The 23,869-nt window shown below is 66.7% G+C and carries 21 protein-coding genes; 18 read left to right on the top strand and 3 right to left on the bottom strand.

Annotated elements, in window-relative coordinates:
• The first annotated feature begins 13 nt into the window (after nucleotides 1-13).
• The 10 genes from B6S44_RS12825 (at nucleotide 14) to B6S44_RS12870 (ending at nucleotide 12,646) form a co-directional block, all read left to right on the top strand.
• Nucleotides 14-1,420: a trypsin-like peptidase domain-containing protein gene (locus B6S44_RS12825; RefSeq protein ID WP_129157287.1), complete on the top strand. Its 1,407-nt coding sequence runs from the start codon at nucleotides 14-16 to the stop codon at nucleotides 1,418-1,420.
• A gap of 149 nt (nucleotides 1,421-1,569) precedes the next feature.
• The gene (locus tag B6S44_RS12830) at nucleotides 1,570-2,562 is read left to right on the top strand and encodes a tripartite tricarboxylate transporter substrate binding protein (RefSeq protein ID WP_129157288.1); all 993 of its coding nucleotides are present in this window, start codon (nucleotides 1,570-1,572) and stop codon (nucleotides 2,560-2,562) included.
• Nucleotides 2,563-2,661: 99 nt separating this feature from the next.
• Complete coding sequence (locus tag B6S44_RS12835; RefSeq protein ID WP_129157289.1) at nucleotides 2,662-3,153, top strand: tripartite tricarboxylate transporter TctB family protein; 492 nt, start codon at nucleotides 2,662-2,664, stop codon at nucleotides 3,151-3,153.
• Between the two features lie 7 nt (nucleotides 3,154-3,160).
• Nucleotides 3,161-4,663: a tripartite tricarboxylate transporter permease gene (locus tag B6S44_RS12840; RefSeq protein WP_129157290.1), complete on the top strand. Its 1,503-nt coding sequence runs from the start codon at nucleotides 3,161-3,163 to the stop codon at nucleotides 4,661-4,663.
• 321 nt (nucleotides 4,664-4,984) lie between these two features.
• A complete protein-coding gene (locus B6S44_RS12845) occupies nucleotides 4,985-7,171 on the top strand; it encodes a primosomal protein N' (RefSeq protein ID WP_129157291.1) in 2,187 nt (728 codons plus the stop codon).
• A 257-nt stretch (nucleotides 7,172-7,428) separates the two neighbouring features.
• Entirely contained in the window at nucleotides 7,429-8,001 is a 573-nt protein-coding gene (locus B6S44_RS12850; protein WP_129157292.1) for a F0F1 ATP synthase subunit delta, read from the top strand.
• The gene (gene atpA, locus B6S44_RS12855; RefSeq protein ID WP_129157293.1) at nucleotides 8,001-9,530 is read left to right on the top strand and encodes a F0F1 ATP synthase subunit alpha; all 1,530 of its coding nucleotides are present in this window, start codon (nucleotides 8,001-8,003) and stop codon (nucleotides 9,528-9,530) included. The genes B6S44_RS12850 and atpA overlap by 1 nt, the downstream gene beginning before the upstream one ends.
• A 101-nt stretch (nucleotides 9,531-9,631) precedes the next feature.
• Nucleotides 9,632-10,501 (top strand): F0F1 ATP synthase subunit gamma, encoded by an 870-nt coding sequence (locus B6S44_RS12860; protein WP_129157294.1) that lies wholly within the window; start codon nucleotides 9,632-9,634, stop codon nucleotides 10,499-10,501.
• Between the two features lie 128 nt (nucleotides 10,502-10,629).
• Nucleotides 10,630-12,093: a F0F1 ATP synthase subunit beta gene (gene atpD, locus B6S44_RS12865; RefSeq protein ID WP_129157295.1), complete on the top strand. Its 1,464-nt coding sequence runs from the start codon at nucleotides 10,630-10,632 to the stop codon at nucleotides 12,091-12,093.
• 139 nt (nucleotides 12,094-12,232) lie between these two features.
• Nucleotides 12,233-12,646, top strand: coding sequence for a F0F1 ATP synthase subunit epsilon (locus B6S44_RS12870; protein ID WP_129157296.1), 414 nt, complete (start codon nucleotides 12,233-12,235; stop codon nucleotides 12,644-12,646).
• A gap of 82 nt (nucleotides 12,647-12,728) precedes the next feature.
• On the opposite strand, the gene B6S44_RS12875 is transcribed toward B6S44_RS12870, so the two are convergent.
• Complete coding sequence (locus B6S44_RS12875; protein ID WP_129157297.1) at nucleotides 12,729-13,604, bottom strand: HpcH/HpaI aldolase/citrate lyase family protein; 876 nt, start codon at nucleotides 13,602-13,604, stop codon at nucleotides 12,729-12,731.
• 98 nt (nucleotides 13,605-13,702) lie between these two features.
• Between B6S44_RS12875 and B6S44_RS30130 the strand changes: the two genes are divergently transcribed.
• The 3 genes from B6S44_RS30130 to B6S44_RS12890 all read left to right on the top strand — a co-directional run bounded on the left by B6S44_RS30130 (nucleotide 13,703) and on the right by B6S44_RS12890 (nucleotide 17,280).
• Nucleotides 13,703-15,418 (top strand): serine/threonine dehydratase, encoded by a 1,716-nt coding sequence (locus B6S44_RS30130; protein ID WP_349236369.1) that lies wholly within the window; start codon nucleotides 13,703-13,705, stop codon nucleotides 15,416-15,418.
• A complete protein-coding gene (locus tag B6S44_RS12885; RefSeq protein ID WP_129157299.1) occupies nucleotides 15,415-16,143 on the top strand; it encodes an aspartate/glutamate racemase family protein in 729 nt (242 codons plus the stop codon). Before B6S44_RS30130 ends, B6S44_RS12885 begins: the two co-directional genes overlap by 4 nt.
• A gap of 75 nt (nucleotides 16,144-16,218) precedes the next feature.
• Nucleotides 16,219-17,280: a MaoC family dehydratase gene (locus B6S44_RS12890; protein WP_129157300.1), complete on the top strand. Its 1,062-nt coding sequence runs from the start codon at nucleotides 16,219-16,221 to the stop codon at nucleotides 17,278-17,280.
• A 14-nt stretch (nucleotides 17,281-17,294) separates the two neighbouring features.
• Here the strand turns inward: B6S44_RS12890 and B6S44_RS12895 are convergent, their stop codons facing one another.
• Complete coding sequence (locus tag B6S44_RS12895; protein ID WP_126114900.1) at nucleotides 17,295-17,597, bottom strand: hypothetical protein; 303 nt, start codon at nucleotides 17,595-17,597, stop codon at nucleotides 17,295-17,297.
• A 55-nt stretch (nucleotides 17,598-17,652) separates the two neighbouring features.
• On the bottom strand, nucleotides 17,653-18,477 hold the full coding sequence (locus B6S44_RS12900; RefSeq protein WP_206735148.1) for a zinc metalloprotease: 825 nt from the start codon (nucleotides 18,475-18,477) through the stop codon (nucleotides 17,653-17,655).
• Between the two features lie 264 nt (nucleotides 18,478-18,741).
• On the opposite strand from B6S44_RS12900, the gene sdhC reads away from it, so the two are divergent.
• From sdhC to creD, 5 genes are all read left to right on the top strand, one after another.
• Nucleotides 18,742-19,134, top strand: a complete 393-nt coding sequence (sdhC, locus tag B6S44_RS12905; RefSeq protein ID WP_126114902.1) for a succinate dehydrogenase, cytochrome b556 subunit — start codon at nucleotides 18,742-18,744, stop codon at nucleotides 19,132-19,134.
• Nucleotides 19,135-19,145: 11 nt separating this feature from the next.
• Nucleotides 19,146-19,538 (top strand): succinate dehydrogenase, hydrophobic membrane anchor protein, encoded by a 393-nt coding sequence (gene sdhD / locus B6S44_RS12910; protein WP_248309578.1) that lies wholly within the window; start codon nucleotides 19,146-19,148, stop codon nucleotides 19,536-19,538.
• Nucleotides 19,539-19,540: 2 nt separating this feature from the next.
• Nucleotides 19,541-21,373: a succinate dehydrogenase flavoprotein subunit gene (sdhA, locus tag B6S44_RS12915; protein ID WP_129157302.1), complete on the top strand. Its 1,833-nt coding sequence runs from the start codon at nucleotides 19,541-19,543 to the stop codon at nucleotides 21,371-21,373.
• Nucleotides 21,374-21,387: 14 nt separating this feature from the next.
• Nucleotides 21,388-22,173, top strand: coding sequence for a succinate dehydrogenase iron-sulfur subunit (locus B6S44_RS12920; RefSeq protein WP_129157303.1), 786 nt, complete (start codon nucleotides 21,388-21,390; stop codon nucleotides 22,171-22,173).
• A gap of 274 nt (nucleotides 22,174-22,447) precedes the next feature.
• Nucleotides 22,448-23,869 carry a cell envelope integrity protein CreD gene (gene creD / locus B6S44_RS12925; RefSeq protein ID WP_129157304.1) on the top strand — a complete coding sequence of 474 codons (1,422 nt, stop codon included), beginning with the start codon at nucleotides 22,448-22,450 and terminating at the stop codon, nucleotides 23,867-23,869.

Below are 23,869 nucleotides of genomic sequence, written 5' to 3' on the forward strand. Positions count from 1 at the left end.
AGGCTGACGCTGAATGGCGCCGCGTCGCGGCGCGGTCTGGAACGAGGAGATGGTCGTGTTCAAGGTTCCCGCGCTGATCGGCATCGCCGCCATCCTCGCTTGCCTCGGCGCCGCGCAAGCGCAGCAGCCGGTGGACCCGCGGCTCGCTGTGGCGACTCAGGCCTATGCCGCCTTGCCGGAAGCCGAGCGCAAGGCGATCCAGGCCGACCTGATCTGGACCGGGCATCTCAACAGCGCTGCGACCGGGAATTTCGGGGCGCTGACCTTCCGTGCCGTGAACGGCTTCAAGGCCGGCCGTGGCCAGCCAGACGGGCAGCTGTCTGCGGCAGAACGGCAGGACCTGGCGCGGCTCGCCAAGACAGCGCGCGATGCGGCTGGTTTTGCCGTGATCACCGACCAGCCCACCGGCGTGCGTATCGGCATTCCGCAGAAGCTGCTGCCGAAGCGCGAGGCGACCGCAGCCGGCGGTAGCCGCTGGCAGAGCGCAGATGGCAAGGTCACGCTCGATGTCAGCGCAGGCCCTGCGACCGAGCCGCTTCAGGCGATTTTCGAGCGCGCCATCGCGGTCAATCCGAACATCCAGCGCAAGGTCACCTACAAGCTGCTGCAGCCGACCTTCTTTGTCGTCGCCGGCGACACGCCGACCGGAAAATTCTTCCGGCGCCAGGCGCTCGGGCCAACGGGCCTGCGCGGCTTCTCTGTCGGCTACGACAAGAGCATGGCCACGACCTTCGACAAGGTGGTGACCGCGATCGCCGACAGCTTCGAGCCGTTCCCAAGCGGCCCGGCTCCGGCTCCCGCAGCGCCCGGCGCACCTCCGGTGGCAACCGCTCCGGCGCAGCCGGCGACGGAGCGCTTCGGCGTCGGCCTCGTCGTCGGCAAGGAGCTGGTGCTGACGGCCCGTGCTGCGGCCGATCCCTGCAAGGGGCTCAAGGTCGGCTCGCGGCCGGCAAAGCTGCGATCGCAGGATCAGGCGAGCGGGCTCGCCCTGCTCGACGTGCCGGGTCTGGTCTCCGGCGCAGTGCCGGGGCTGCGCGAGGCCGCGCCTGTTGCGAAGGAGGCCGTGGTCGTGCTGGCCTATGATGGAACCGCGGCGGCGCGTACCGCGGTCGCACTGCCGGGAGAGGTGATGAGCGATGCGGTGCTCGCGCCCTTGCAGCCCGGCGGTGCGGGCAGCCCGGTCTTCGATCGGCAGGGCCGTCTGGCGGGACTGGTCACCGCCAATCCCTCGGACAAAGGGCTGATTGCCGGGGTCGCGCCGCAGCGCAATCATGCCATCGCCGGCGTCGCGCAACTTCGGACCATGCTGGAGAAGGCCGATGCCAAGCTTGGCGCCGCGGCCGCCGGTGGTGAGTTGAGCACCGGGGCGATCGCGGAGGCCGCCGGCAAGAGCGTCGTGCCCGTGGCCTGCGGGCTTTGAAGCTCGCTGCGCAGGTCGTGCATACTGCATACAAAGACGGTTGCCTCGCCAGCGGCAATCGGCTCTGATAGCGAGAATACCAAGGAAGCCGCGCCGTGAGGCGAAGAAGCTTTCAAATTTTAAATCGATTGAACGGGAGGAACATCGGAATGAGCAGAATCAGCAGACGTTCGGTCCTCAAAGGCGCGGCGGCAGCCGGCGCGGCCGGCCTGATCACAGGCCCGGCGATCGGCCAGGCGCAGTATCCGAGCCGGCCGGTGACCCTGATCTGCCCATGGGGCGCGGGCGGCGGCACCGACGCAACGGCGCGCATCGTCGCGCAATTGCTGGAGAAGGATCTCGGTCAGCCCTTCAATGTGGTGAACCGCACCGGCGGCTCTGGCGTGGTCGGGCACCAGGCGATCGCGTCCGGAGCGCCAGACGGCTACACGATCGGCATGCTGACGGTCGAGATCGCGATGATGCACCATCAGGGCCTGACCGAGCTGAAATCGACCAACTATGCCGCGCTCGCCCTGATGAACGAGGACCCGCCGGGCGTCCAAGTCTCGGCCTCGAGCCCCTACAAGGACATCAAGGAATTGGCCGCGGCGATCAAGGCTGCGCCTGCCGGCAAGCTCAAGGCCTCCGGCACCGGCCAGGGCGGTATCTGGCACCTCGCGCTGGTCGGCTGGCTGGTCGCGATGGGTCTGAAGCCCGACCATGTCGCCTGGGTGCCATCGAACGGCGCTGCGCCCGGCATGCAGGATCTCGCGGCAGGCGGCATCGACATCGTCACCTGCTCGGTGCCGGAAGCGCGGGCGATGATCGACGCCGGCAAGGCGAAGTCGCTGGCGATCATGGCGAGCGCGCGCAACCCGCAGTTCAAGGACGTGCCGACGCTGAACGAGTCGCTCGGCATCAACTATTCGGTCGGCGCCTGGCGCGGCATCGGCGCGCCCAAGGCCGTGCCGGCCGACATCCAGGCGAAGCTGACCGCGTCGCTGAAGAAGGCCTTCGACTCGAAGGAATACCAGGACTTCATGAACTCGCGCGGCTTCGGCATGAAGTTCGCCGACGGGCCGGGCTTCGCCAAGTTCATGGCCGACAGCGACACCTCGATGGCCTCGGCGATGAAGGCTGCCGGTCTGGCCAAGGCCTGATCGCTCGCAAGCAGGACGGACGGGCGAAACCACGCCTGTCCGTTCCTCTGCCTAGTTGGCGCCATGTGGCGCAATCACAGTTCGACGAGAATTCGCAGCATGTTGTTGCCAGACCGCGTGACCGGGGGCGTGATCGCGACGCTCGGCGCCGCCGCCTTCTTCTATGGCTCGAAACTGCCGCCGGTGCCCGGCCAGCAGGTCGGCCCCTCGGCCTTCCCGATGGTGGTGGGCGCCGGGCTGGTGCTCTGCGGCGTGATGATCGTGCTCGGTATCGGCCGCCGCTTCGAGGAGGTCGCCGAGGCCGATGTCGCGAGCCACAGCGCGCCCGAGCTGCTCGAGCCACTGCCGGCCTGGCGCAACTGGCTGGCGCTGCTGCCGCCGGCGCTGCTGATCTTCTACGCGCTCGTCTCCGAAAAGCTCGGCTTCCTGCCGACGGCGGCGATCATGGTGCTGGCCGCGAGCCTCGCCTTCGGCGCCAGGCCCAAGCTCGCGGTGCCGCTCGCGCTGATCGCGCCCTTCGTGATCAACCTGATCTTCCTGAAGCTGCTGCGCGTGCCGTTGCCCAGCGGCCTGCTGCCCTTCCCCTGGTGAGGCCGCGATGAACACCGTCATCCAGGCCTTCGGGCTCGTCTTCGCCCCCGACGTGCTGATCGCGATCTTCGCCTCGGCGATCTACGGGCTGGTGGTCGGCTCGCTGCCCGGCCTGTCGGCGACGATGGCGACGGCGCTGCTCGTGCCCGTCACCTTCTACCTCTCGCCGATCGCGGCGGTGGCGACGATCATCACCGCCTCGGCGATGGCGATCTTCTCGGGCGACATTCCCGGCTGCCTCCTGCGCATCCCAGGCACGCCCGCTTCCGCCGCCTATACCGATGAAGCCTATGCGATGACGCGCAAGGGCGAGGCGGAAACCGCGCTCGGCATCTGCCTGTGGTTCTCGGCGCTCGGTGGCATCGCCGGCACGCTCTCGCTAATGCTGATCGCGCCGCTGCTGGCCGAGATGGCGCTGTCCTTCTCGACCTATGAGAACTTCTGGCTCGCCATGCTCGGGCTGATGTGCTCGACGCTGGTGGCGCGCTCCTCGCCGATCAAGGCGATTGCGGCGATGCTGCTCGGCCTTTTGATCACCTGCATCGGCATCGACAATCCCGGCGGCGTGCCGCGCTTCACACTGGGCTCGACCGACCTGCTGGGGGGCATCGAGGTGATTCCGGCACTGGTCGGCGTCTTCGCCTTGGCCGAGGTGATGCGGGCCCTGACCGAACGCGAGCCGCCCAAGCTGGAGAACCGCCGGCTCGGCTCGATCCTGAAGGGCCAGTGGGCCCTGACCAAGAAGTATCCCAAGCAGCAAGCGCGCGGGAACCTGATCGGCATCATCATCGGCGTGCTGCCGGGCGCCGGCGCCGACATGGCGGCCTGGGTCAGCTATGCCATGGCCAAGCGCTTCTCGAAGACACCGGAGAGGTTCGGCACAGGCCACCCGGAAGGACTGATCGAGGCCGGCGCCTCCAACAACGCCTCGCTCGCCTCGGGCTGGGTGCCGGCGCTGCTCTTCGGCATCCCGGGCGACACGATCACCGCGATCGCGATCGGCGTGCTCTACATGAAGGGGCTCAATCCCGGCCCGACGCTGTTCACCTCGCAGGCGTCGAGCATGTACGCGCTCTACATCATCTTCATCATCGGCAACATCATCATGATCCCGCTCGGCATCGTCATGATCCGGCTGGCGAGCAAGGTCGTGGGGGCGCCGCGCTCGGCGGTGATGCCGGTGATCATGATCTTCTGCGCGGTCGGCGCCTTCGCCACGGCGGGCAACAACCTTTTCGCGGTCTACTGTGTCGCCATCTTCGGGCTGATCGGCTTCGTGATGGAGAAGAACGGCTATCCGGTCGCGGCGATGGTGCTCGGCATCGTCATGGGCACGATGGTGGAGCAGAGCTTCGTGACCTCGCTGATCAAGTCGGACGGCTCGATCCTGCCCTTCTTCAGCCGGCCGGTCTCGTCGGTGCTGGCGGCGATGACCTTCGGCGCGCTGCTCTGGCCGGTCTTCGTCTGGGCGACGCGCAAGCTGATGGCACAGCGGCCGGCCGCCGCCTGATACAGAGGACGCTGCATCGAGGGCGATCTCATTGCGCTGCCTTTCCTGCGTAGGCTCCTCCTTTCGCCCTTGTGGGGAAGGGTATGGGGATGGGGGTGGTGCCGCTTGGTGATCGTCGGCAGGAAATGGGGCTGGCAGCAGTGGCAGCGCCGCCTGGTTTCTATCGATCGCTCCGGCTTTGCGACCCCCACCCCTGCCCCTCCCCACCAGGGGGAGGGGTTTCTTGCCTTGCATCCGGAACGGGGGAGAGGTGGAGCGGGGGCAAAGCCGGCGGGTTTCTACTGCCGGCCATGATGCCGAATCAGTGCTAGAGACGGGCGCATGGACGATGCGCTCGACGAGGGGCAGGGCGGCGGCACGGTCGAGGTGCTGATCCCGCTCGGCCTCGACCAGGCCTATAGCTACGCCGTGCCGCCCGGGCTCACGCTCGCGCCAGGCGATGTCGTGCAGGTGCCGCTCGGGCCGCGTGAGACGGTCGGCGTCGTCTGGGAGGCTGGCTCCGGCCGTGGCGGCAACCTGAAGAAGGTCACCGGCAAGCTCGACATGCCGCCGCTCGATCCGGCCTTGCGCAAGCTGGTCGACTGGGTTGCCTGGTACACACTCGCCGCCAAGGGCTCGGTGCTGGCGCTCGCCCTGCGGCGCCCACCGGACGACACGCCGGAGCGGCCGAAGCTCGGTGTCAGGCTCATTGGGGCTCCACCGGCGCGGATGACGCCGGGCCGGGCGCGCACCATCGCCGCTGCCGAGGGCGGACTGCTGATCGGCAAGTCGGCGCTGGCCGAGATGGCATCCGTCAGCACGGCGGTGATCGATTCGCTCGTCGACGCCGGCACCTTCAGTGTCGAGGCACTGCCGCAGGAGGCGATCGCGGCGCGGCCCGACCCCGATCATGCCAAACCGCAGCTCTCCGAGGATCAGCAGGCGGTCGGCGATGCGCTGGCGGAGCTCGTGCGCAAGCAGGCCTGGCAGGTCGCGCTGCTGGAGGGCGTTACCGGCTCTGGAAAAACGGAGGTCTATTTCGAGGCGGTGGCCGAGGCGATCCGGCTCGGGCGGCAGAGCGTGATCCTGATGCCGGAGATCGCGCTGACCGCGCAGTTCATCGACCGTTTCGAGGCGCGCTTCGGCGTCCGTCCGGGCCTGTGGCACTCAGGCGTGAGCGGGCGAAGGCGCGAGCGCCTGCAGGCGGCGATCGCCAAGGGCGAGGCGCTGGTGGTCGCCGGTGCGCGCTCGGCGCTGTTCCTGCCCTATCGCGATCTCGGCCTGATCATTGTCGATGAGGAGCACGAGGCCGCCTACAAGCAGGAGGACGGCGTCGCCTATCATGCCCGCGACATGGCGGTGGTGCGCGGCAAGATCGAGAACGCGCCGGTGGTGCTGGCTTCGGCGACGCCTTCGCTGGAAACCCGCGTCAATGCCGAACGCGGCCGCTACGTCCATCTCAAGCTGCCGGAGCGCTATGGCGGGCGCGAGCTGCCGACACTCGGCCTGGTCGACCTGCGCAAGGACAAACCGGAGCGCGGGCGCTGGCTCTCTTCAGGCCTGGTCAAGGCGGTCGAGGCCAATCTGGAGGCGAAGGAGCAGTCGCTGCTCTTCCTCAACCGGCGCGGCTATGCGCCGCTGACGCTCTGCCGCGATTGCGGCCACCGCTTCCAATGCAAGAACTGTTCGGCCTGGCTGGTCGATCATCGCTTCCGGCGGGCGCTGGTCTGCCATCATTGCGGCCATGTCGAGCGAAGGCCGCATGAGTGCCCGGCCTGCCATCAGCCCGAAAGCCTCGTCGCCTGCGGGCCGGGCGTCGAGCGCCTTGCCGAGGAGGTCGCGACGCTGTTCCCGCAGGCGCGCTCGATCGTGCTGTCGAGCGATTTTCCGGGTGGCACCGAGCGTCTGAAGCAGGAACTGATGGCGGTCGCGGAGGGCGAGTTCGACATCGTCATCGGCACGCAGCTCGTCGCCAAGGGCCATAATTTCCCGGGAATGACGCTGGTCGGTGTGATCGACGCCGATCTCGGCCTGACCTCGGGCGATCCGCGTGCCGCCGAGCGAACCTTCCAGGTCTTGAGGCAGGTCACCGGCCGGGCCGGGCGCGGCGAGAAGCCGGGGCGGGCGCTGCTGCAGACGCACGATCCGGGCCATCCGGTGCTGAAAGCACTGATCTCGGGCGACCCCGAACGCTTCTATGCCGCCGAGACGGCGTCGCGGGAGGCCGCCGGCCTGCCTCCTTTCGGCCGGCTCGCGGGTCTGATCGTCTCGGCCAATTCGCAAGGGGAGGCCGAGACGCATGCGCGGGCGCTGGCGCGCTGCGCCGAGGCGCCGGTTGGAGTCGCCGTGCTCGGGCCGGCCGAGGCGCCGCTCGCGATCCTGCGTGGGCGCCACCGCATGCGCCTGATCGTCCGGACGTCACGCGAGATCAACCTCCAGGATTACCTGCGCGCCTGGATCAAGCGCGCGCCAAAACCGAAAGGTTCGGTCAGGGTCGCGGTCGACGTCGATCCGCAGAGCTTCCTTTAGCCGGATTCGTACTGCGCAGCCGTGCAGGCCGTCGTAACCTGCGCCGGCTGCTTCTTTCGACCGCATCCAAAGCATGAGAGGCGGGTACTTCGTCGGTTGCGCCCCCCGAAACCCCATGCTATCGCACCGCCGCAATCCAAGCGCCGAAAGCCCTGGAACAGGTTCGTCGTGCGCTTGATCACCGCAATGTCGGGGATATGCACTCCACCTTCGTCAGAAGGTCGCCGGAGCAGTCCCCTGGAAGAGAGAGCGAGAGCGTGGCCGAGGGCGGATCGCAGGAACAATCCCCTGTCTCGGGCGTGGCCGAGCGCTATGCGACGGCTCTGTTCGAACTGGCCAGCGAGGCCAGGAGCGTCGACGCTGTCGCCAAGGATCTCGACACCTTCAGCGCGATGATCGCCGAGAGCGACGATCTCAAGCGCCTGATCGGAAGCCCCGCCTTCTCCACCCAGGACCAGGTTTCGGCCGTCGCCGCGCTCACCGCCAAGGCCGGCATCTCCGGCAGCGCCGCCAACTTCATCGGCTTCGTCGCCAGCAAGCGCCGCCTGTTCGCGCTGCCGGGCATGATCCGCGCCTTCCGCGCCAAGGTCGCCGAGGCCAAGGGTGTGGTCAGCGCCGAGGTCACGCTCGCCGAGCAGCCCTCGGCCACCCAGCTCAAGGACATCGCCGCGACCCTCAAGGATGTCGCCGGCAAGGATGTCGACGTTTCCGTGAAGGTCGACCCGGCCATCATCGGCGGCCTCATCGTCAAGATGGGCTCGCGGATGGTCGATGCGTCCCTGAAAACCAAGCTCAATTCTATTCGTCTTGCCATGAAAGAGGTCGGCTGATGGACATCCGCGCCGCTGAAATCTCCGCTATCCTGAAGTCGCAGATCTCGAACTTCGGCTCGGAAGCCTCGGTTACCGAGGTCGGTCAGGTTCTCTCCGTCGGCGACGGCATCGCCCGCGTCTACGGCCTCGACAAGGTCCAGGCCGGTGAGATGGTCGAGTTCGAGTCGGGTGTGCGCGGCATGGCCCTCAACCTCGAGAGCGACAATGTCGGCGTCGTGATCTTCGGCTCCGACCGCGAGATCAAGGAAGGCCAGACGGTCAAGCGCACCGGCGCCATCGTCGACGTGCCGGTCGGCAAGGAGATGCTCGGCCGCGTCGTCGACGCGCTCGGCAACCCGATCGACGGCAAGGGCCCGATCAAGACCAAGACCCGTTCGCGCGTCGACGTGAAGGCGCCCGGCATCATCCCGCGCAAGTCGGTGCACGAGCCGATGGCGACCGGCCTCAAGGCGATCGACGCCCTGATCCCGATCGGCCGCGGCCAGCGCGAGCTGATCATCGGCGACCGCCAGACCGGCAAGACCGCCGTGGCGCTCGACACAATCCTGAACCAGAAGGCGATCAACGAAGGCACGGACGAGAGCCAGAAGCTCTATTGCGTCTACGTCGCGATCGGCCAGAAGCGTTCGACAGTCGCCCAGTTCGTGAAGGTGCTCGAAGAGCGTGGCGCGCTCGAGTATTCGATCATCGTCGCGGCCACCGCCTCGGATGCCGCCCCGATGCAGTTCCTGGCGCCCTTCGCCGGTTGCGCCATGGGCGAGTATTTCCGCGACAACGGCATGCACGCCGTGATCATCTATGACGACCTCTCGAAGCAGGCCGTCGCTTACCGCCAGATGTCGCTGCTGCTGCGCCGCCCGCCGGGCCGCGAAGCCTATCCGGGCGACGTGTTCTATCTCCACTCCCGCCTGCTCGAGCGCGCCGCCAAGATGGGCGACGCCGCCGGCAACGGCTCGCTGACGGCGCTGCCGGTCATCGAGACCCAGGCCAACGACGTCTCGGCCTACATCCCGACCAACGTGATCTCGATCACCGACGGCCAGATCTTCCTGGAGACCGACCTGTTCTACCAGGGCATCCGCCCGGCGGTGAACGTCGGCCTTTCGGTGTCGCGCGTGGGCTCGGCCGCCCAGACCAAGGCGACCAAGAAAGTCGCGGGCAAGATCAAGGGCGAGCTCGCCCAGTATCGCGAGATGGCGGCCTTCGCCCAGTTCGGCTCCGACCTCGATGCCGTCACGCAGCGCCTGCTCAACCGCGGCGCCCGCCTGACCGAGCTCCTGAAGCAGGGCCAGTTCTCGCCGCTGAAGATGGAAGAGCAGACGGTCGTGATCTACGCCGGCGTCAACGGCTATCTCGACCCGCTGCCGGTCAACAAGGTCCGTGCCTTCGAGGACGGCCTGCTCTCGCTGGTGCGCGGCAAGCATGCCGACCTGCTGAACGAGATCGGCTCGTCGAAGGATCTTTCGGACGCGAACGCGGCGAAGCTGAAGAGCATCGTCGAGGGCTACGCCAAGTCGTTCGCCTGATCATTGCGAGCGGAGCGAAGCAATCCAGCCTCGCTCCGCCAGTCGTCTGGATTGCTTCGTCGCTGCGCTTCTCGCAATGACGGGTAGGGGATAGAGATCGAATGCCCTCCCTGAAGGACCTTAGAAACCGCATCGCCTCGGTGAAGGCGACGCAGAAGATCACCAAGGCCATGCAGATGGTCGCGGCGGCAAAGCTGCGCCGCGCGCAGTCGGCCGCCGAGGCCGCGCGTCCCTATGCCGAGCGCATGGAGGCGGTGCTGGCCAACCTCGCCGGCGGCCTCGCCAATGGCAGCGCGCCGCGCCTGATCGCCGGCACGGGCTCGGACAAGGTCCAGCTGCTCGTGGTCTGCACGGCCGAGCGCGGCCTGTGCGGCGCCTTCAACTCATCGATCGCCCGTCTCGCCCGTGACAAGGCGAACGCGCTGAAGGCTGAGGGCAAGACGGTCAAGATCATCTGCGTCGGCAAGAAGGGCTTCGACATCCTGCGCCGGCAGTTCGCCGCCGACATCATCGAAGTCGTCGACCTACGCGCCTTCAAGCAGCTCGGCTTCGCCAATGCCGAGGCGATCGCCCAGAACATCCTGACGCGCTTCGCTGCCAGCGAGTTCGATGTAGCGACGCTGTTCTTCTCGAAGTTCAAGTCGGTGATCTCGCAGATCCCGACCGCGCAGCAGATCATTCCGGCCGAGATCCCGGCCGGCGCCAAGACGACCGACGCGGTCTACGACTACGAGCCGGAAGAGAGCGAGATCCTCGAGACCCTGCTGCCGCGCAACCTCACGGTGCAGGTGCTGCGGGCGATCCTGGAGAACGCCGCCTCCGAGCAGGGCGCGCGCATGTCGGCGATGGACTCCGCCACGCGCAACGCCGGCGAGATGATCAAGAAGCAGACGCAGCTCTACAACCGCTCGCGCCAGGCGATGATCACCAAGGAACTGATCGAGATCATCTCCGGCGCGGAAGCGCTGTAGTTTTTGAAAGAGCGCATGATGTCGGCCGAAAACCGGTTCCCACTTTTCGGCATCATGCTCTAACCGCCTAACTTTGGGCCGGCGTGCCGGCCGCCCGACACGCTGAACGCGAATCCGAGGTTCGAACCATGGCCAAAGCCGCTACCAAGACCAAGACCGCCGACAAGCCCGCCAACACCGGCACCGGCCGCGTCACGCAGGTCATCGGTGCCGTCGTCGACGTGCAGTTCGACGGCGCGCTGCCGGAGATCCTGAACGCGCTGGAGACGCAGAATCTCGGCAACCGCCTGGTGCTTGAGGTCGCCCAGCATCTCGGTGAGAACACCGTGCGCTGCATCGCGATGGACGCCAGTGAAGGCCTGGTCCGCGGCCAGTCGGTGACCGACACCGGCGCGCCGATCGCGGTTCCGGTCGGCGATGAATGCCTCGGGCGCATCATGAACGTCATCGGCGAGCCGGTCGACGAGGCCGGCCCGATCCTGACCACTAATACCCGCGGCATCCACCAGCCGGCGCCCTCCTATGCCGAGCAGGCGACGGAAGCGCAGATCCTGGTCACCGGCATCAAAGTCGTCGACCTCCTGGCGCCCTACGCCAAGGGCGGCAAGATCGGCCTGTTCGGCGGCGCCGGCGTCGGCAAGACCGTGCTGATCATGGAGCTGATCAACAACGTCGCGAAGGCCCATGGCGGCTACTCGGTGTTCGCCGGTGTCGGCGAGCGCACCCGCGAGGGCAACGACCTCTATCACGAGATGATCGAGTCAGGCGTGAACAAGAAGGGCGGCGGCGAAGGCTCCAAGTGCGCCCTCGTCTACGGCCAGATGAACGAGCCCCCGGGCGCCCGCATGCGCGTCGCTCTCTCCGGCCTGACTGTCGCGGAAGATTTCCGCGACCGCGGCCAGGACGTGCTGTTCTTCGTCGACAACATCTTCCGCTTCACGCAGGCCGGCTCGGAAGTGTCGGCGCTGCTCGGCCGCATTCCTTCGGCGGTGGGCTATCAGCCGACGCTCGCGACTGACATGGGCAACCTGCAGGAGCGCATCACCACCACCAACAAGGGCTCGATCACCTCGGTGCAGGCGATCTATGTGCCGGCGGACGACCTGACCGACCCGGCGCCCGCGACCTCCTTCGCCCACCTTGACGCCACGACGGTGCTTTCGCGCTCGATCGCGGAAAAGGGCATCTACCCGGCGGTCGACCCGCTCGACTCGACCTCGCGCATGCTCTCGGCCGCCATCGTCGGTGACGAGCACTACAACATCGCCCGCCAGGTCCAGCAGATCCTCCAGCGCTACAAGGCGCTGCAGGACATCATCGCGATCCTGGGCATGGACGAGCTCTCGGAAGAGGACAAGATCTCGGTCGCCCGCGCCCGCAAGATCGAGCGCTTCCTGTCGCAGCCCTTCTTCGTCGCCGAAGTCTTCACGGGGTCGCCGGGCAAGCTCGTCGCGCTCGAAGACACGATCAAGGGCTTCAAGGGCCTGGTCGAGGGCAAGTATGACCACCTGCCGGAAGCCGCGTTCTACATGGTCGGTTCGATCGACGAAGCGGTCGAGAAGGCCCAGCGCCTGGCTGCCGAAGCGGCGTAAGGTCCAACATACACGCCCGTCATCCCGGACAAGCCGCGTAGCGGCGCTGATCCGGGATCCATCGAAGGGCGTTGCATTCTAGGATGGATTCCGGCGCGACGCTTTGTGTCGGCCGGAATGACGGCGGAGAGATAGCAAGATGGCCACCTTCAAGTTCGAACTCGTCTCGCCGGAGCGCATCCTGTTCTCGGGCGATGCCGTTAGCGTCATCGTGCCGTCGGTCGAGGGCGAGATGACCGTGCTCGCCGGCCATGCCCCGGTCGTCGCCGTGCTGAAGCCGGGCATCGTCCTGGTCCAGACCGGCGCCAGCAACGGCAAGGAATTCTTCGTCTCGGGCGGCCTCGCCGAGGTCAACGCGACGAGCGTCACCATCCTGGCCGAACAGGCCCGCTTCATCGAGGACGTCGACAACGCCGTGCTCGATCAGGAAATTCTGACTGCCGAGACCCGCCATGCCGGTTCGCATGACGAGGCCGAGAAGAAGCGCCTGCACGATCAGCTCGTGCAGCTGCGCGAGTTCAAGGGCGTGTTCGAGCAGCGCAAGGCCGCCTGAGCCGCCTGTCGCATCGGAAGAATTGGAAAGGGCCGGGAGCTTCCTCCCGGCCCTTTTTTGTATCTGCGCTCTGTCGGGTCGGTCAGGCCGCGATCGCATCGGCCAGCGCGACGACCCGCTTGGCCATTTCGGCATGCAGGCGCTCGACCATGCGGCCATCGAGCTGAATCGCACCCTTGTCCGCGTTCTCGGGCTCGGAGAAGGCCGAGATGATGGCCCGGGCACGGGCGAGCTCGTTCTCTTCCGGCGCGAAGACGGTGTTCGCCAGCACGACCTGGTTCGGATGGATCAAGGTCTTGCCGTCGAAGCCAAGATCGCGCCCCTGCTCGCATTCGGCGCGGAAGCCGGCCTCGTCCTTGAGGTCGTTGTAAACGCCGTCGATGACGTCGACGCCATGGGCGCGAGCGGCGAGGATCGCCGTGGTTAGCCAGGGCAGCATTGGCGCGCGCCCGGGCACGAAGCGGGCCCGCGTCTCCTTGGCGAGGTCGTTGGTGCCGAGCACGAAGCAGGCGAGGCGGGTCGCGGGATCGCGAGCGGCGCGCGCGATCTTTTCGCAGTTGAGGATGGCGAGCGGCGTCTCGACCATCGCCCAGATCTGCGTTTCCGGCTTGGCCCAGAGCCCGGTCAGGCGGTGGCCGATCTCGACCAGCGTCTCGGGCGAAGAGACCTTCGGGATCAGGATCGCGTCGGGCGCCGCTTCGGTCGCGGCGGCGAGGTCAGCGTCGAACCAGGGCGTGTCGATGCCGTTGGTACGGATGACGAGCTCGCGCCGGCCATAGCCGCCGGCCTTCACCGCAGCGCAGACTTGGCTCCGCGCCAGTTCCTTGGCGTCCGGGGCGACCGCGTCCTCCAGGTCGAGGATCAGCGCGTCGGCGGCGATCTCGCGGGCCTTCTCCAGCGCGCGGGCATTGGAGCCTGGCATATAGAGGACGCTGCGGCGCGGGCGGATGTCGGTCATAGTGTTTCTCCGGATTGAGGGTCGCCGGGTTCGCTGCAGTGCACAGTAGATTGCGCCGCAATGCAATGTCAGTTCTGCAAAAGATGGATGACAGGCCGGTGAAGGGCTGGATTGCGGGTGTCGACGGCTGCAAGGCAGGTTGGATCGCGGCCTTCCTCGACATGTCGGGGCAGGAAGCGCCGTTCTTTCGCGCTTTCGCGCGCTGGAATGATTTGCTCGCCGGCTCTCCCATACCGGCACTGGTTGCGGTCGACATGCCGATCGGCCTGCCCGACCGGATCACCGGTTCGGGGCGCGGGCCGGAGCAGGCAGTGCGAGCGCTGCTCGGCGAGCGGCAATCATCGGTGTTCTCGATACCTTCGCGGGGCGCGGTCCAGGCGGAAGACTATGGCGAGGTCTGCCGCCTGGCGTTGGCAACCTCCGAGCCGCCGCGCAAGGTCTCGAAGCAGGGCTTTCACCTCTTCCCGCGCATCCGCGAGATCGATGCGTTGCTGCGGGCCGAACCGGAATGGCGCGAGCGCATCTTCGAAACGCATCCGGAGCTGGCCTTCCGGACCATGCGCGGCGCGCCGCTCGTGCATCCCAAGAAGATCAAGGGCGTGGTCAACCCGGCGGGAATGGCCGAGCGCCGCGTCCTGCTGCTGGCGGCGGGACTGCCGGAGGGAATCGTCCAGGCGAAACCGCCGCGCGGCGCTGCTGCCGACGATGCCCTCGATGCCCTCGCGGCGCTGGTCGTCGCCCGGCACATTGCCGCCGGGCGCGGGAAGCCCTTTCCCGATCCACCGGGACGCGATAGCCACGGTCTACCTATCGCGATCTGGACCTATGTCACGGATCGCTCCCTCGTCCAGGATCCCGCCATGACAGAGAAGCCCGTGCCGCGCCCGATGATCGAGGCCGCGGCTGATCGCATTGCCGGCCATGCCCGCACCACCCCGGTGATGCGCCTCGGCACCGGCGCCTTCGGCTCGCGCGCCGACGTCTCGCTCAAGCTCGAATGCCTGCAGCATGCCGGCTCGTTCAAGACGCGCGGCGCCTTCAACAACCTGCTCTCGCTCGACGTTCCCGCTGCCGGCGTGGCCGCGGCTTCGGGCGGCAACCATGGCGCCGCCGTCGCCTATGCCGCCGGCAAGCGGGGTGTGAAGGCGACGATCTTCGTGCCCGAGATCTCGCCGGCGGCGAAGGTCGAGGCGATCCGCCGCTTCGGCGCCGAAGTTCGGATCGGCGGCGCGCAGTACGACGACGCGCAGGCGGCCTGCGACAAATTCGTGGCCGAGACCGGCGCGCTGAAGATCCACCCCTTCTCTGCCAAGGAGACGGTTGCCGGCCAGGGCACGCTCGGCCGCGAGTGGCAAAGCCAGGAGCCTGACCTCGACACCGTGCTCGTCGCGGTCGGTGGTGGTGGGCTGATCTCCGGCATCGCCGCCTGGTTTGCCGGCACGAGCGTCAAGGTCGTCGGCGTCGAGCCGGAAGGCTCGCGGGCGCTGCAGGCCGCCTTGGAGGCCAAGGGGCCGGTGACGGTGACCGTCGCCTCGGTTGCGGCGGATTCACTCGGCGCCCGCAATGTCGGGCAGCTCGTCTACGATGTCTGTGAAGGTGCGGTCGATCATGTCGCCCTCGTCCCGGACGCGGCGATCACCGAGGCTCAAGCCGTCCTCTGGCGCGATTTCCGCCTGGCGGTCGAGCCCGGTGGTGCTGCGGCGCTCGGCGCGCTGATCAGCGGCGCCTACAAGCCGAAACCGGGCGAGCGGCTCGGCGTGCTCGTCTGCGGGGCGAATATCGACCTCAACAAGCTCGCCGAGATCACCGCATGAGCAAGCGCGGCATCGCCAAGGGCGGCAAGGCGGTCTATGGCGCGCCGCTCGGCGTGCTGATGCTGGAGGCGCGCTTCCCGCGCATTCTCGGCGACATGGGCAATGCCGCGACCTGGCCCTTCCCGGTGCTCTACAAGGTCGTCTCGGGCGCAAGCCCCGAGAGGGTGGTGCTGAAGGGGGCGGCCGGGCTGCTGCCCGACTTCATCGCGGCGGCGCAGGAGCTGGTTCGCCTCGGCGCCGAGGCGATCACCACCAATTGCGGCTTCCTCTCATTGTTTCAGCGTGAATTGGCGGCTGCCATAAGCGTCCCGGTCGCGACCTCATCGTTGATGCAGGTGCCCTGGGTGCAGGCGACCTTGCCGCCGGGCAAGCGCGTCGGCCTCGTTACCGTCTCGGCCGCGACGCTGACGCCGCAGCATCTCACGGCGGTCGGCGTTCCCGCCGACACGCCGGTGACCGGCACCGAGAACGGGCGCGAATTCTTCCGCGTGCTGATCAAGGCCGAGAAGGAAGAGATGGACATCGATCTCGCCGAGCAGGACGTGGTCGAGGCGGCGCTGCGGCTGGTCGCGGAACATCCCGAGGTCGGCGCCATCGTGCTCGAATGCACCAATATGCCGCCCTATGCGGCTGCGGTGCAGGCGGCGACAGGCCTGCCGGTTTACGACATCTATTCGATGATCACCTGGTTCCATGCGGGCCTTCGGCCGCGCGACTTCCGCTGACCCTTCGACATCGGGCGAGCTTTACGCCAGCCCTCGCCGCAGCGCACAATGATGCCCCGCCATGAGGCCAAGCCGATGTCCGACACGCCCAGCAAGACCAATCCTGGCCGCTTCTTCGAGGATTTCCGGCTGGGCGAGACGATTCCGCACGCGACGCCGCGCACGGTGACCGCCGGCGACGTCTCGCTCTACACCGCACTCTACGGGCCGCGCTTCGTGGTGCAGTCCTCCGATGCCTTCGCCAAGGCGATCGGCTATCCCGCCGCGCCGGTCGACGATTTGCTCGTCTTCCACATCGTCTTCGGCAAGACGGTGCCGGATATCTCGCTCAATGCGGTCGCCAATCTCGGCTATGCCGATGGCCGCTTCCTCAAGCCGGTCTTCCCCGGCGACACGCTCTCGACCACTTCCGAGGTGATCGGCCTCAAGCAGACCTCGGGCGGCGATGCCGGCATCGTCTATGTCCGCTCGATCGGCCGCAACCAGAACGCCGAGATCGTGCTGAGCTATGCCCGCTGGGTGCTGGTGCGCAAGCGCCAACCCGGCACACCGGCGGCGTTCGAGCAAGTGCCGGAGCTGCCGAAGAGCGTCGCGCCGGAAGCCCTGGGGGAGGGCTGCCCGCCGCTGCATCTGGCGGCCTATGACGACGCGCTCGCCGGTTCGCCCTTCCGCTGGGGCGACTATCAGGCGGGCGAGCGCATCGACCATGTCGACGGCATGACCGTTGAAGAGGCCGAGCACCAGATCGCCACCCGGCTCTACCAGAACACCGCCAAGGTGCATTTCGACGCCTATGGCGCCCGTGAGACCCGTTTCGGCAAGCGCCTGATCTATGGTGGCCACGTCATCAGCCTGGCACGGGCGCTCTCCTTCAATGGTCTCGGCAACGCCTTCCACATCGCCGCGATCAATGCCGGCCGCCATATCTCGCCGCTGTTCGCCGGTGATACCGTCTTTGCTTGGAGCGAGGTGCTCGAGGCGGCCGAGCTGCCGGGGCGCGAGGATGTCGGGGCGCTGCGCCTGCGCCTCGTCGCGACCAAGAACCTGCCCTGCAACGAATACCCGCTGAAGCACGCTGACCAATACGCCGACGGCGTGATCCTCGACTTCGACTACTGGGCCCTGCTGCCGCGCTGACCCCGAGGGGAACCTTACTGAGTGCCTTCGCCTGTCTTCTTGACGCTGACCTTGCCCTTGCCGTCGACTGTCGCTTCGTAAGTCAGCAGGTCGATGCGCTCCTCCTGCGAGATCGAGACGGTGAAGGAGGTCGTCGAGTTCTGCTTGATCGCGCTGATCCCGCCGCCGCCGACCTGCTTATAGGTGCGGCTGATATCGGCGAGAATCGCCTCGATGATGCATTTGGAGCGTTCGATCGCGTTCATCTGGCAGCGCTTTCCTGTGGCGTGGGCGGGGCCGAGCAGGCCGGCCATTCCGCTCAGAACGAGAATGAGCATCGAAAGGTTTCGTGAGATGGTTCGTGGCATGGCGGTCCAGCCGGGTTGAGTAAGCTTACTTGCGCAAGGGCCGGTGCGTGAGCATGGCGTTGCTGGCGACCTCGGCCGGGATGCGCGGATAGATGCGCTGCGTCTTGGCCTCCCAGTCGGTCGCCGTCAGCGCGTTGCCCTTGCCGGAGAGTGCGACCATCGCCTTGCGCCAGGGCATGGCGTGGCTCAGGCGCAGCTGCATGCCCTGGCCCATGACGGAATACTTGTCGACATCGGCGACGCCGTAGCAGTTCGAGGCGTTGGTATCGCCACCTGGCGGGCAATGCGCCTTGCCGATGTCGACATGGCCCAGCCCGAGCAGGTGGCCGACCTCGTGGACATGAGCGCGCTGCATGATCGCCTTGCCCTTGCTGTCGGTACCCTTATGCACCGAATTGGTGTCGAGGCTGTCATAGAGCTTGGCATGCGAGCCGAACCAGGTCTCGCTCTTGTGCAGCCGGACCACGTCGATGACGTGATGGTGGCCGCCGAGCGTGATGCCGCGATCCTCGATCTTCAGCAGGCACCAGATGTTGGGACGGTATTTCGTGCCGTTCTTATCGAGCTCATAGACGGGAAAGTTGTTTGAAAGCCAGAACTTGCCGTTCCAGAACCGGGTCGCCGAAGCCACGAAATTCTGCTTCCAGAGATTCCAGCTGCCCGTGGTCCATTTGACGATCTTGCGGGTCGGCGCGGTGGCACGGTTATAGTCGTGATAGGTGCCTTCGGCCGCGCCCGCGGCCGGGTTGATCTGTCGGAAGCCGAGCTTCAGCGTCAAGGTCAGCTCGGCATTGTTGTAAGGGTCGCAGCAGTCGGTGTTCAGTTCGGCCTCGAACTGTGAAAGGCTCATACCCAGTTTCATGGATGGTCCTCGCCCTGTGCGATACGGTCCTGAGGAAGGTGGCGAGCTGCGCTTGTCCGGCTTTAGATGCTTTTCGCCGGCAGGCCTCCGGGCTGGTGGGGGATCAGGTAAAGTTACAGATTTGGTTTTCTGTAACCGACCATTCGCTTGCCGCATTGCAGCACGAGAGTGGTTTCGTTAGACAGCCATTCACTCTAGAACGATACCAAGCGATCTTCGCTTCGTGAGCTTGAAGGGTCGGGAGTTCAAGACTTGGCCGAGTCCAGACCGGCGGCGCGCCCGCTTTCCCCGCATCTGCAGATCTACCGCTGGTCCTGGACCATGGCGGCGTCGATCGCCCACCGCGCCACCGGCGTGGCGCTCTATGGCGGCACCCTGCTGATCGCGCTCTGGCTGATCGCGGCCGCGTCCGGCCCAGCCGCCTACGAAACTGCGCAGTGGATCGCGGGCTCGATCCTCGGCCGCCTCGTTCTGTTCGGTTACACCTTCGTGCTGCTGCATCATATGGTCGGCGGGCTCCGCCATTTCGTCTGGGATCTCGGCTACGGCTTCGACCCGCAGACCCGTATGAACCTGGCCAAGTACAACCTCGTCGCCTCCGGCGTGCTCACTGTGCTGGTCTGGCTCGTCGTCCTGACGCGCTGAGGAACACGAAGATGCTCTCCAACTCCTCGATGCGCACCCCACTCGGCCGCGTCCGCGGTCTCGGCTCGGCGAAGTCCGGCACAGGCCATTTCTGGCTGCAGCGCATCACGGGCGTCGCCAACGTCATCCTGACGCTCGCTTTCCTCTGTGTCGTCATCTCGCTGATCGGCAAGCCCTATGGCGCCGCCATCGCGACGCTGTCGAACCCGATCGTCGCCATCCTGATGCTGCTCTTCGTCGTGTCCGGCGCGGTCCATATGCGCCTCGGCATGCAGGTCATCATCGAGGACTATATCCATCACGAGGGCATCAAAATTCTCGCCGTGATGGCCAACACCTTCTTTGCGATCGCGGTCGGCGCTGCCTGCGCCTTCGCGCTCCTGAAGATCTCGTTCGGAGGCTGATCATGGCGATCACCCGCGCCCGCGCCACCCCGGCCTATACCGGCCAGGCCTACGCCATCACCGACCACACCTTCGACGTCGTCGTCGTCGGCGCCGGCGGCGCGGGCTTGCGCGCCACGGTCGGCTGCTCGCAGGCCGGCCTGCGCACCGCCTGCATCTCCAAGGTGTTCCCGACCCGCTCGCACACCGTCGCGGCCCAGGGCGGCGTCGCCGCCTCGCTCGGCAACATGGGCAAGGACACCTGGCAATGGCACATGTACGACACCGTGAAGGGGTCGGACTGGCTCGGCGACCAGGATGCGATCGAATACCTCGTCCGCAATGCGCCGGCCGCCGTCTACGAGCTCGAGCATTGGGGCGTGCCGTTCTCGCGCACCGAGAGCGGCAAGATCTACCAGCGCCCCTTCGGCGGCATGACCACCGATTTCGGCAACGGTCCGCCGGCGCAGCGCACCTGCGCCGCTGCCGACCGCACCGGCCACGCCATGCTGCACACGCTCTATGGCCAGGCGCTGCGCTACAATACCGAGTTCTTCATCGAATACTTCGCCATCGACCTGATCATGGACGAGGACGGCCATTGCCGCGGCGTGCTCGCGCTCAAGCTCGACGACGGCACGCTGCACCGCTTCCGCTCGCAGCAGACGATCCTGGCGACCGGCGGCTATGGCCGCGCCTATTTCTCGGCGACCTCGGCCCATACCTGCACCGGCGACGGCGGCGGCATGGTGCTGCGCGCCGGCCTGCCGATGCAGGACATGGAGTTCGTGCAGTTCCACCCGACCGGCATCTACGGCTCGGGCTGCCTGATCACCGAGGGCGCGCGCGGCGAGGGCGGCTACCTCACCAATTCCGAGGGCGAGCGCTTCATGGAGCGCTATGCCCCTTCGGCCAAGGACCTTGCCTCGCGCGACGTCGTCTCACGCTCGATGACGATGGAGATCCGGGCCGGCCGCGGCGTCGGCAAGGACAAGGACCACATCTACCTGCATCTCGACCATCTCGACCCGAAGATCCTGCACGAGCGCCTGCCCGGCATCTCGGAAAGCGCCAAGATCTTCGCCGGCGTCGACGTCACCCGCGAGCCGATCCCGGTGATCCCGACTGTGCACTACAACATGGGCGGCATCCCGACGAACTTCCACGGCGAGGTGCTGACCAAGGTCGACGGTGATCCCGACCGGGTCGTGCCGGGCCTGATGGCGATCGGCGAAGCGGCCTGCGTCTCGGTCCACGGCGCCAACCGCCTCGGCTCGAACTCGCTGATCGACCTCGTCGTCTTCGGCCGGGCAGCGGGCCTGCGCTGCGCCGAGACCGTCAGGGCCGGCGAGAAGCAGCCGGAGCTGCCGGCGAACTCGGCCGATCTCTCGCTCACCCGCCTCGACAAGTACCGCAACGCCAAGGGCGGCACGCCGACGGCGGTGCTGCGCGACAAGATGCAGCGGATCATGCAAGCCAACTGCGCCGTCTACCGCACCGGCGAGACGCTGGAGGAGGGCCACAAGCTCATCCACGAGGTTTGGGGTGGCATCACCGACATCGGCACGACGGATCGCTCGCTGATCTGGAACTCGGACCTGATCGAGACGCTGGAGTTCGAGAACCTGATCACCCAGGCGGTCGTCACCATGGATTCGGCGCTGCAGCGCCCGGAGAGCCGCGGCGCCCATGCCCGCGAGGATTATCCGGACCGCGACGACAAGGACTGGATGAAGCACACGCTCGCCTGGATCGATGACGAGAAGCGCACGGTCACGCTCGATGACCGTCCGGTGCACACCTACACGCTCTCGAACGACATCGAATACATCAAGCCTAAGGCGCGGGTGTACTGAGGACGATCTGACAGATGGCCGAATTCACTCTCCCGCAGAACTCCCGCCTGACCGAAGGCAAGGCCTGGCCGAAGCCGGCCGCTGCCAAGAAGGTCACAGAGTTCAAGATCTATCGCTGGAATCCTGACGACACCGCTAATCCGCGCACCGACACCTATTATGTCGACCGCGAGGATTGCGGGCCGATGGTGCTCGACGCGCTGATCTGGATCAAGAACAAGGTCGACCCGACGCTGACCTTCCGGCGCTCCTGCCGCGAGGGCATTTGCGGCTCCTGCGCCATGAACATGGATGGCAAGAACGGGCTCGCCTGCACCACCGGCATCGACGAGTGCGGCGCCAAGGGCAGGGTCGCGATCTACCCGCTGCCGCATATGCCGGTGGTCAAGGACCTGGTTCCGGACCTGACCCGCTTCTACGCCCAGCATGCCTCGATCGAGCCCTGGCTCAAGACGACGACGCCAGCGCCCGAAAAGGAATGGAAGCAGGCCAAGGACGACCGCGAGAAGCTCGACGGGCTCTATGAGTGCATCCTGTGCGCCTGCTGCTCGACCTCGTGCCCGAGCTATTGGTGGAACGGTGACCGCTATCTCGGTCCGGCCGCGCTGCTGCAGGCCTATCGCTGGCTGATCGACAGCCGCGACGAAGCCACCGGCGAGCGCCTTGATGATCTTGAAGACCCGTTCCGGCTCTATCGCTGCCACACCATCATGAACTGCGCCAACGCCTGCCCGAAGGGCCTCAACCCGGCCAAGGCGATTGCGGAAGTGAAGAAGATGATGGTGACCCGCCAGGTCTGAGGCGGCTCCGCCAGCGCGCTGGAATGCTAGCGCGTCATGCTCGGGCTTGACCCGAGCATCTCAGGCCGGAGGAGACTCCATAGCGCCTTCTCGTCATGAGATTCTCGGGTCTGCGCTACGCTTCGCCCGAGAATGACGCACGAACCTCGGTGAGGCTTGAAGCTTCACCCTAATTCCGCCGCCGATTCCGCCGTTTTCGGCCCTCAATCGATCATGCCCGCGACAAGACGCCGCGCTCTCCTGGTGACGCTAAGTCACTGCATGAGGGCGAATCATGTCGCAAGAGCAAGAGCACCAGAACGAGAGCAAGCCTGAACCTCCGGCCTTTCCCGCCGGCATCAACCCAAGGCGGTTCGGGCGCAGTCCCGGCCTGAAATTCTTCGTCATCGGCTTTCTGGCACTGCTGCTGCTGATCCCGTTGATGTTCGTCTCCGGGCTGCGCAGCGAGCGCTCGGCAACCGCCAGTCAGGCGTCGCGCGAGATCGGCGAGGCCTGGGGCCGCGAGCAGGTCGTCGGCGGGCCGGTGCTGATGGTGCCCTATCTGGTGCCGCCCAAGATCGCCAATGCCGCGCCGACGCGCGAGGTGGCGGTCTTCCTGCCGGATGATCTCCAGGCGAGCTCGGAGGCGCAGACCGAGATTCGGCGGCGCTCGATCTTCGACGTGCCGGTCTATCGCAGCAAGGTTGCGTTGAACGCACGCTTCCTGCCGCCGGACTTCAAGGCGATCACCTCGGATACGGTACAGCCGCTCTGGAACGAAGCGGTGCTCGCCGTCGGCGTCGCCGATGTCCGCGGCCTGAAGAACCGCGCCACAGCTCAGATCCGCGACGGCGCGGCGATCGAGTTCGAGCCGACATTTGGCGCCGGCATCCGCGAGGGCAACGGCATCCATGCCATCTTGCGCGATGTCGACCTGACCAGGCCACTCTCGGTCCAGGTGGCGCTCGATCTCAACGGCTCGCGCAGCCTGTCGATCGTGCCGCTGGCCAAGAACAGCGCGATCCGGATGAGCTCGAACTGGGAGCATCCGAGCTTCTCCGGCGCGCATCTGCCGGATGATCGGGTGATCGATGCGAACGGCTTCTCGGCCTCCTGGCGCGTCTCGCATCTGGCGCGCAACCTTCCGCTCGCCTTCAACCATGACAACCGGCGCACCGATGCGACCTTTCTCTCCGGCGGCGTCGGTGCCCGCTTCTACCAGCCGGTCGATCTCTACCAGCTGGTCGATCGCGCCATCAAATACGCGATCCTGTTCGTCGGGGCGGTCTTTCTCGCTGTGTTCGGGCTGGAACTGGTGGCGCGTGGCAACCTCCACGCCGTCCAGTACACGCTCGTCGGCTTCGCGCTGGTGCTGTTCTATGTGCTCTTGCTGTCGCTGGCCGAGCATCTCGGCTTCCTGACCGCCTATCTCACAGCGGCAGCTGCGACGACGGCGCTGATCGCACTCTATATCGGCCTCGTCCTGCGCAGTTTCGCGCGCGGCGCCGTGCTGGGACTGATCCTCGCCATCGGCTACGGGCTGGTCTACGCACTGCTGAAATCCGAGGATTTCGCCCTGCTCGCCGGGGCGATCGGCGCCTTCGTCGCGCTGGCGACGCTGATGCTGGCGACGGCCAGGGTCAACTGGTCCGGCCTCGGTGACAGCGTGGCCAAGAGTGTCACCAGCGATCCGGCGCGGCCGACTGCGCCGGTATGA

Origin of the sequence: Allobosea sp. Tri-44, assembly GCF_004123845.1 — a bacterium.
In the GTDB taxonomy this organism is placed as follows: domain Bacteria; phylum Pseudomonadota; class Alphaproteobacteria; order Rhizobiales; family Beijerinckiaceae; genus Allobosea.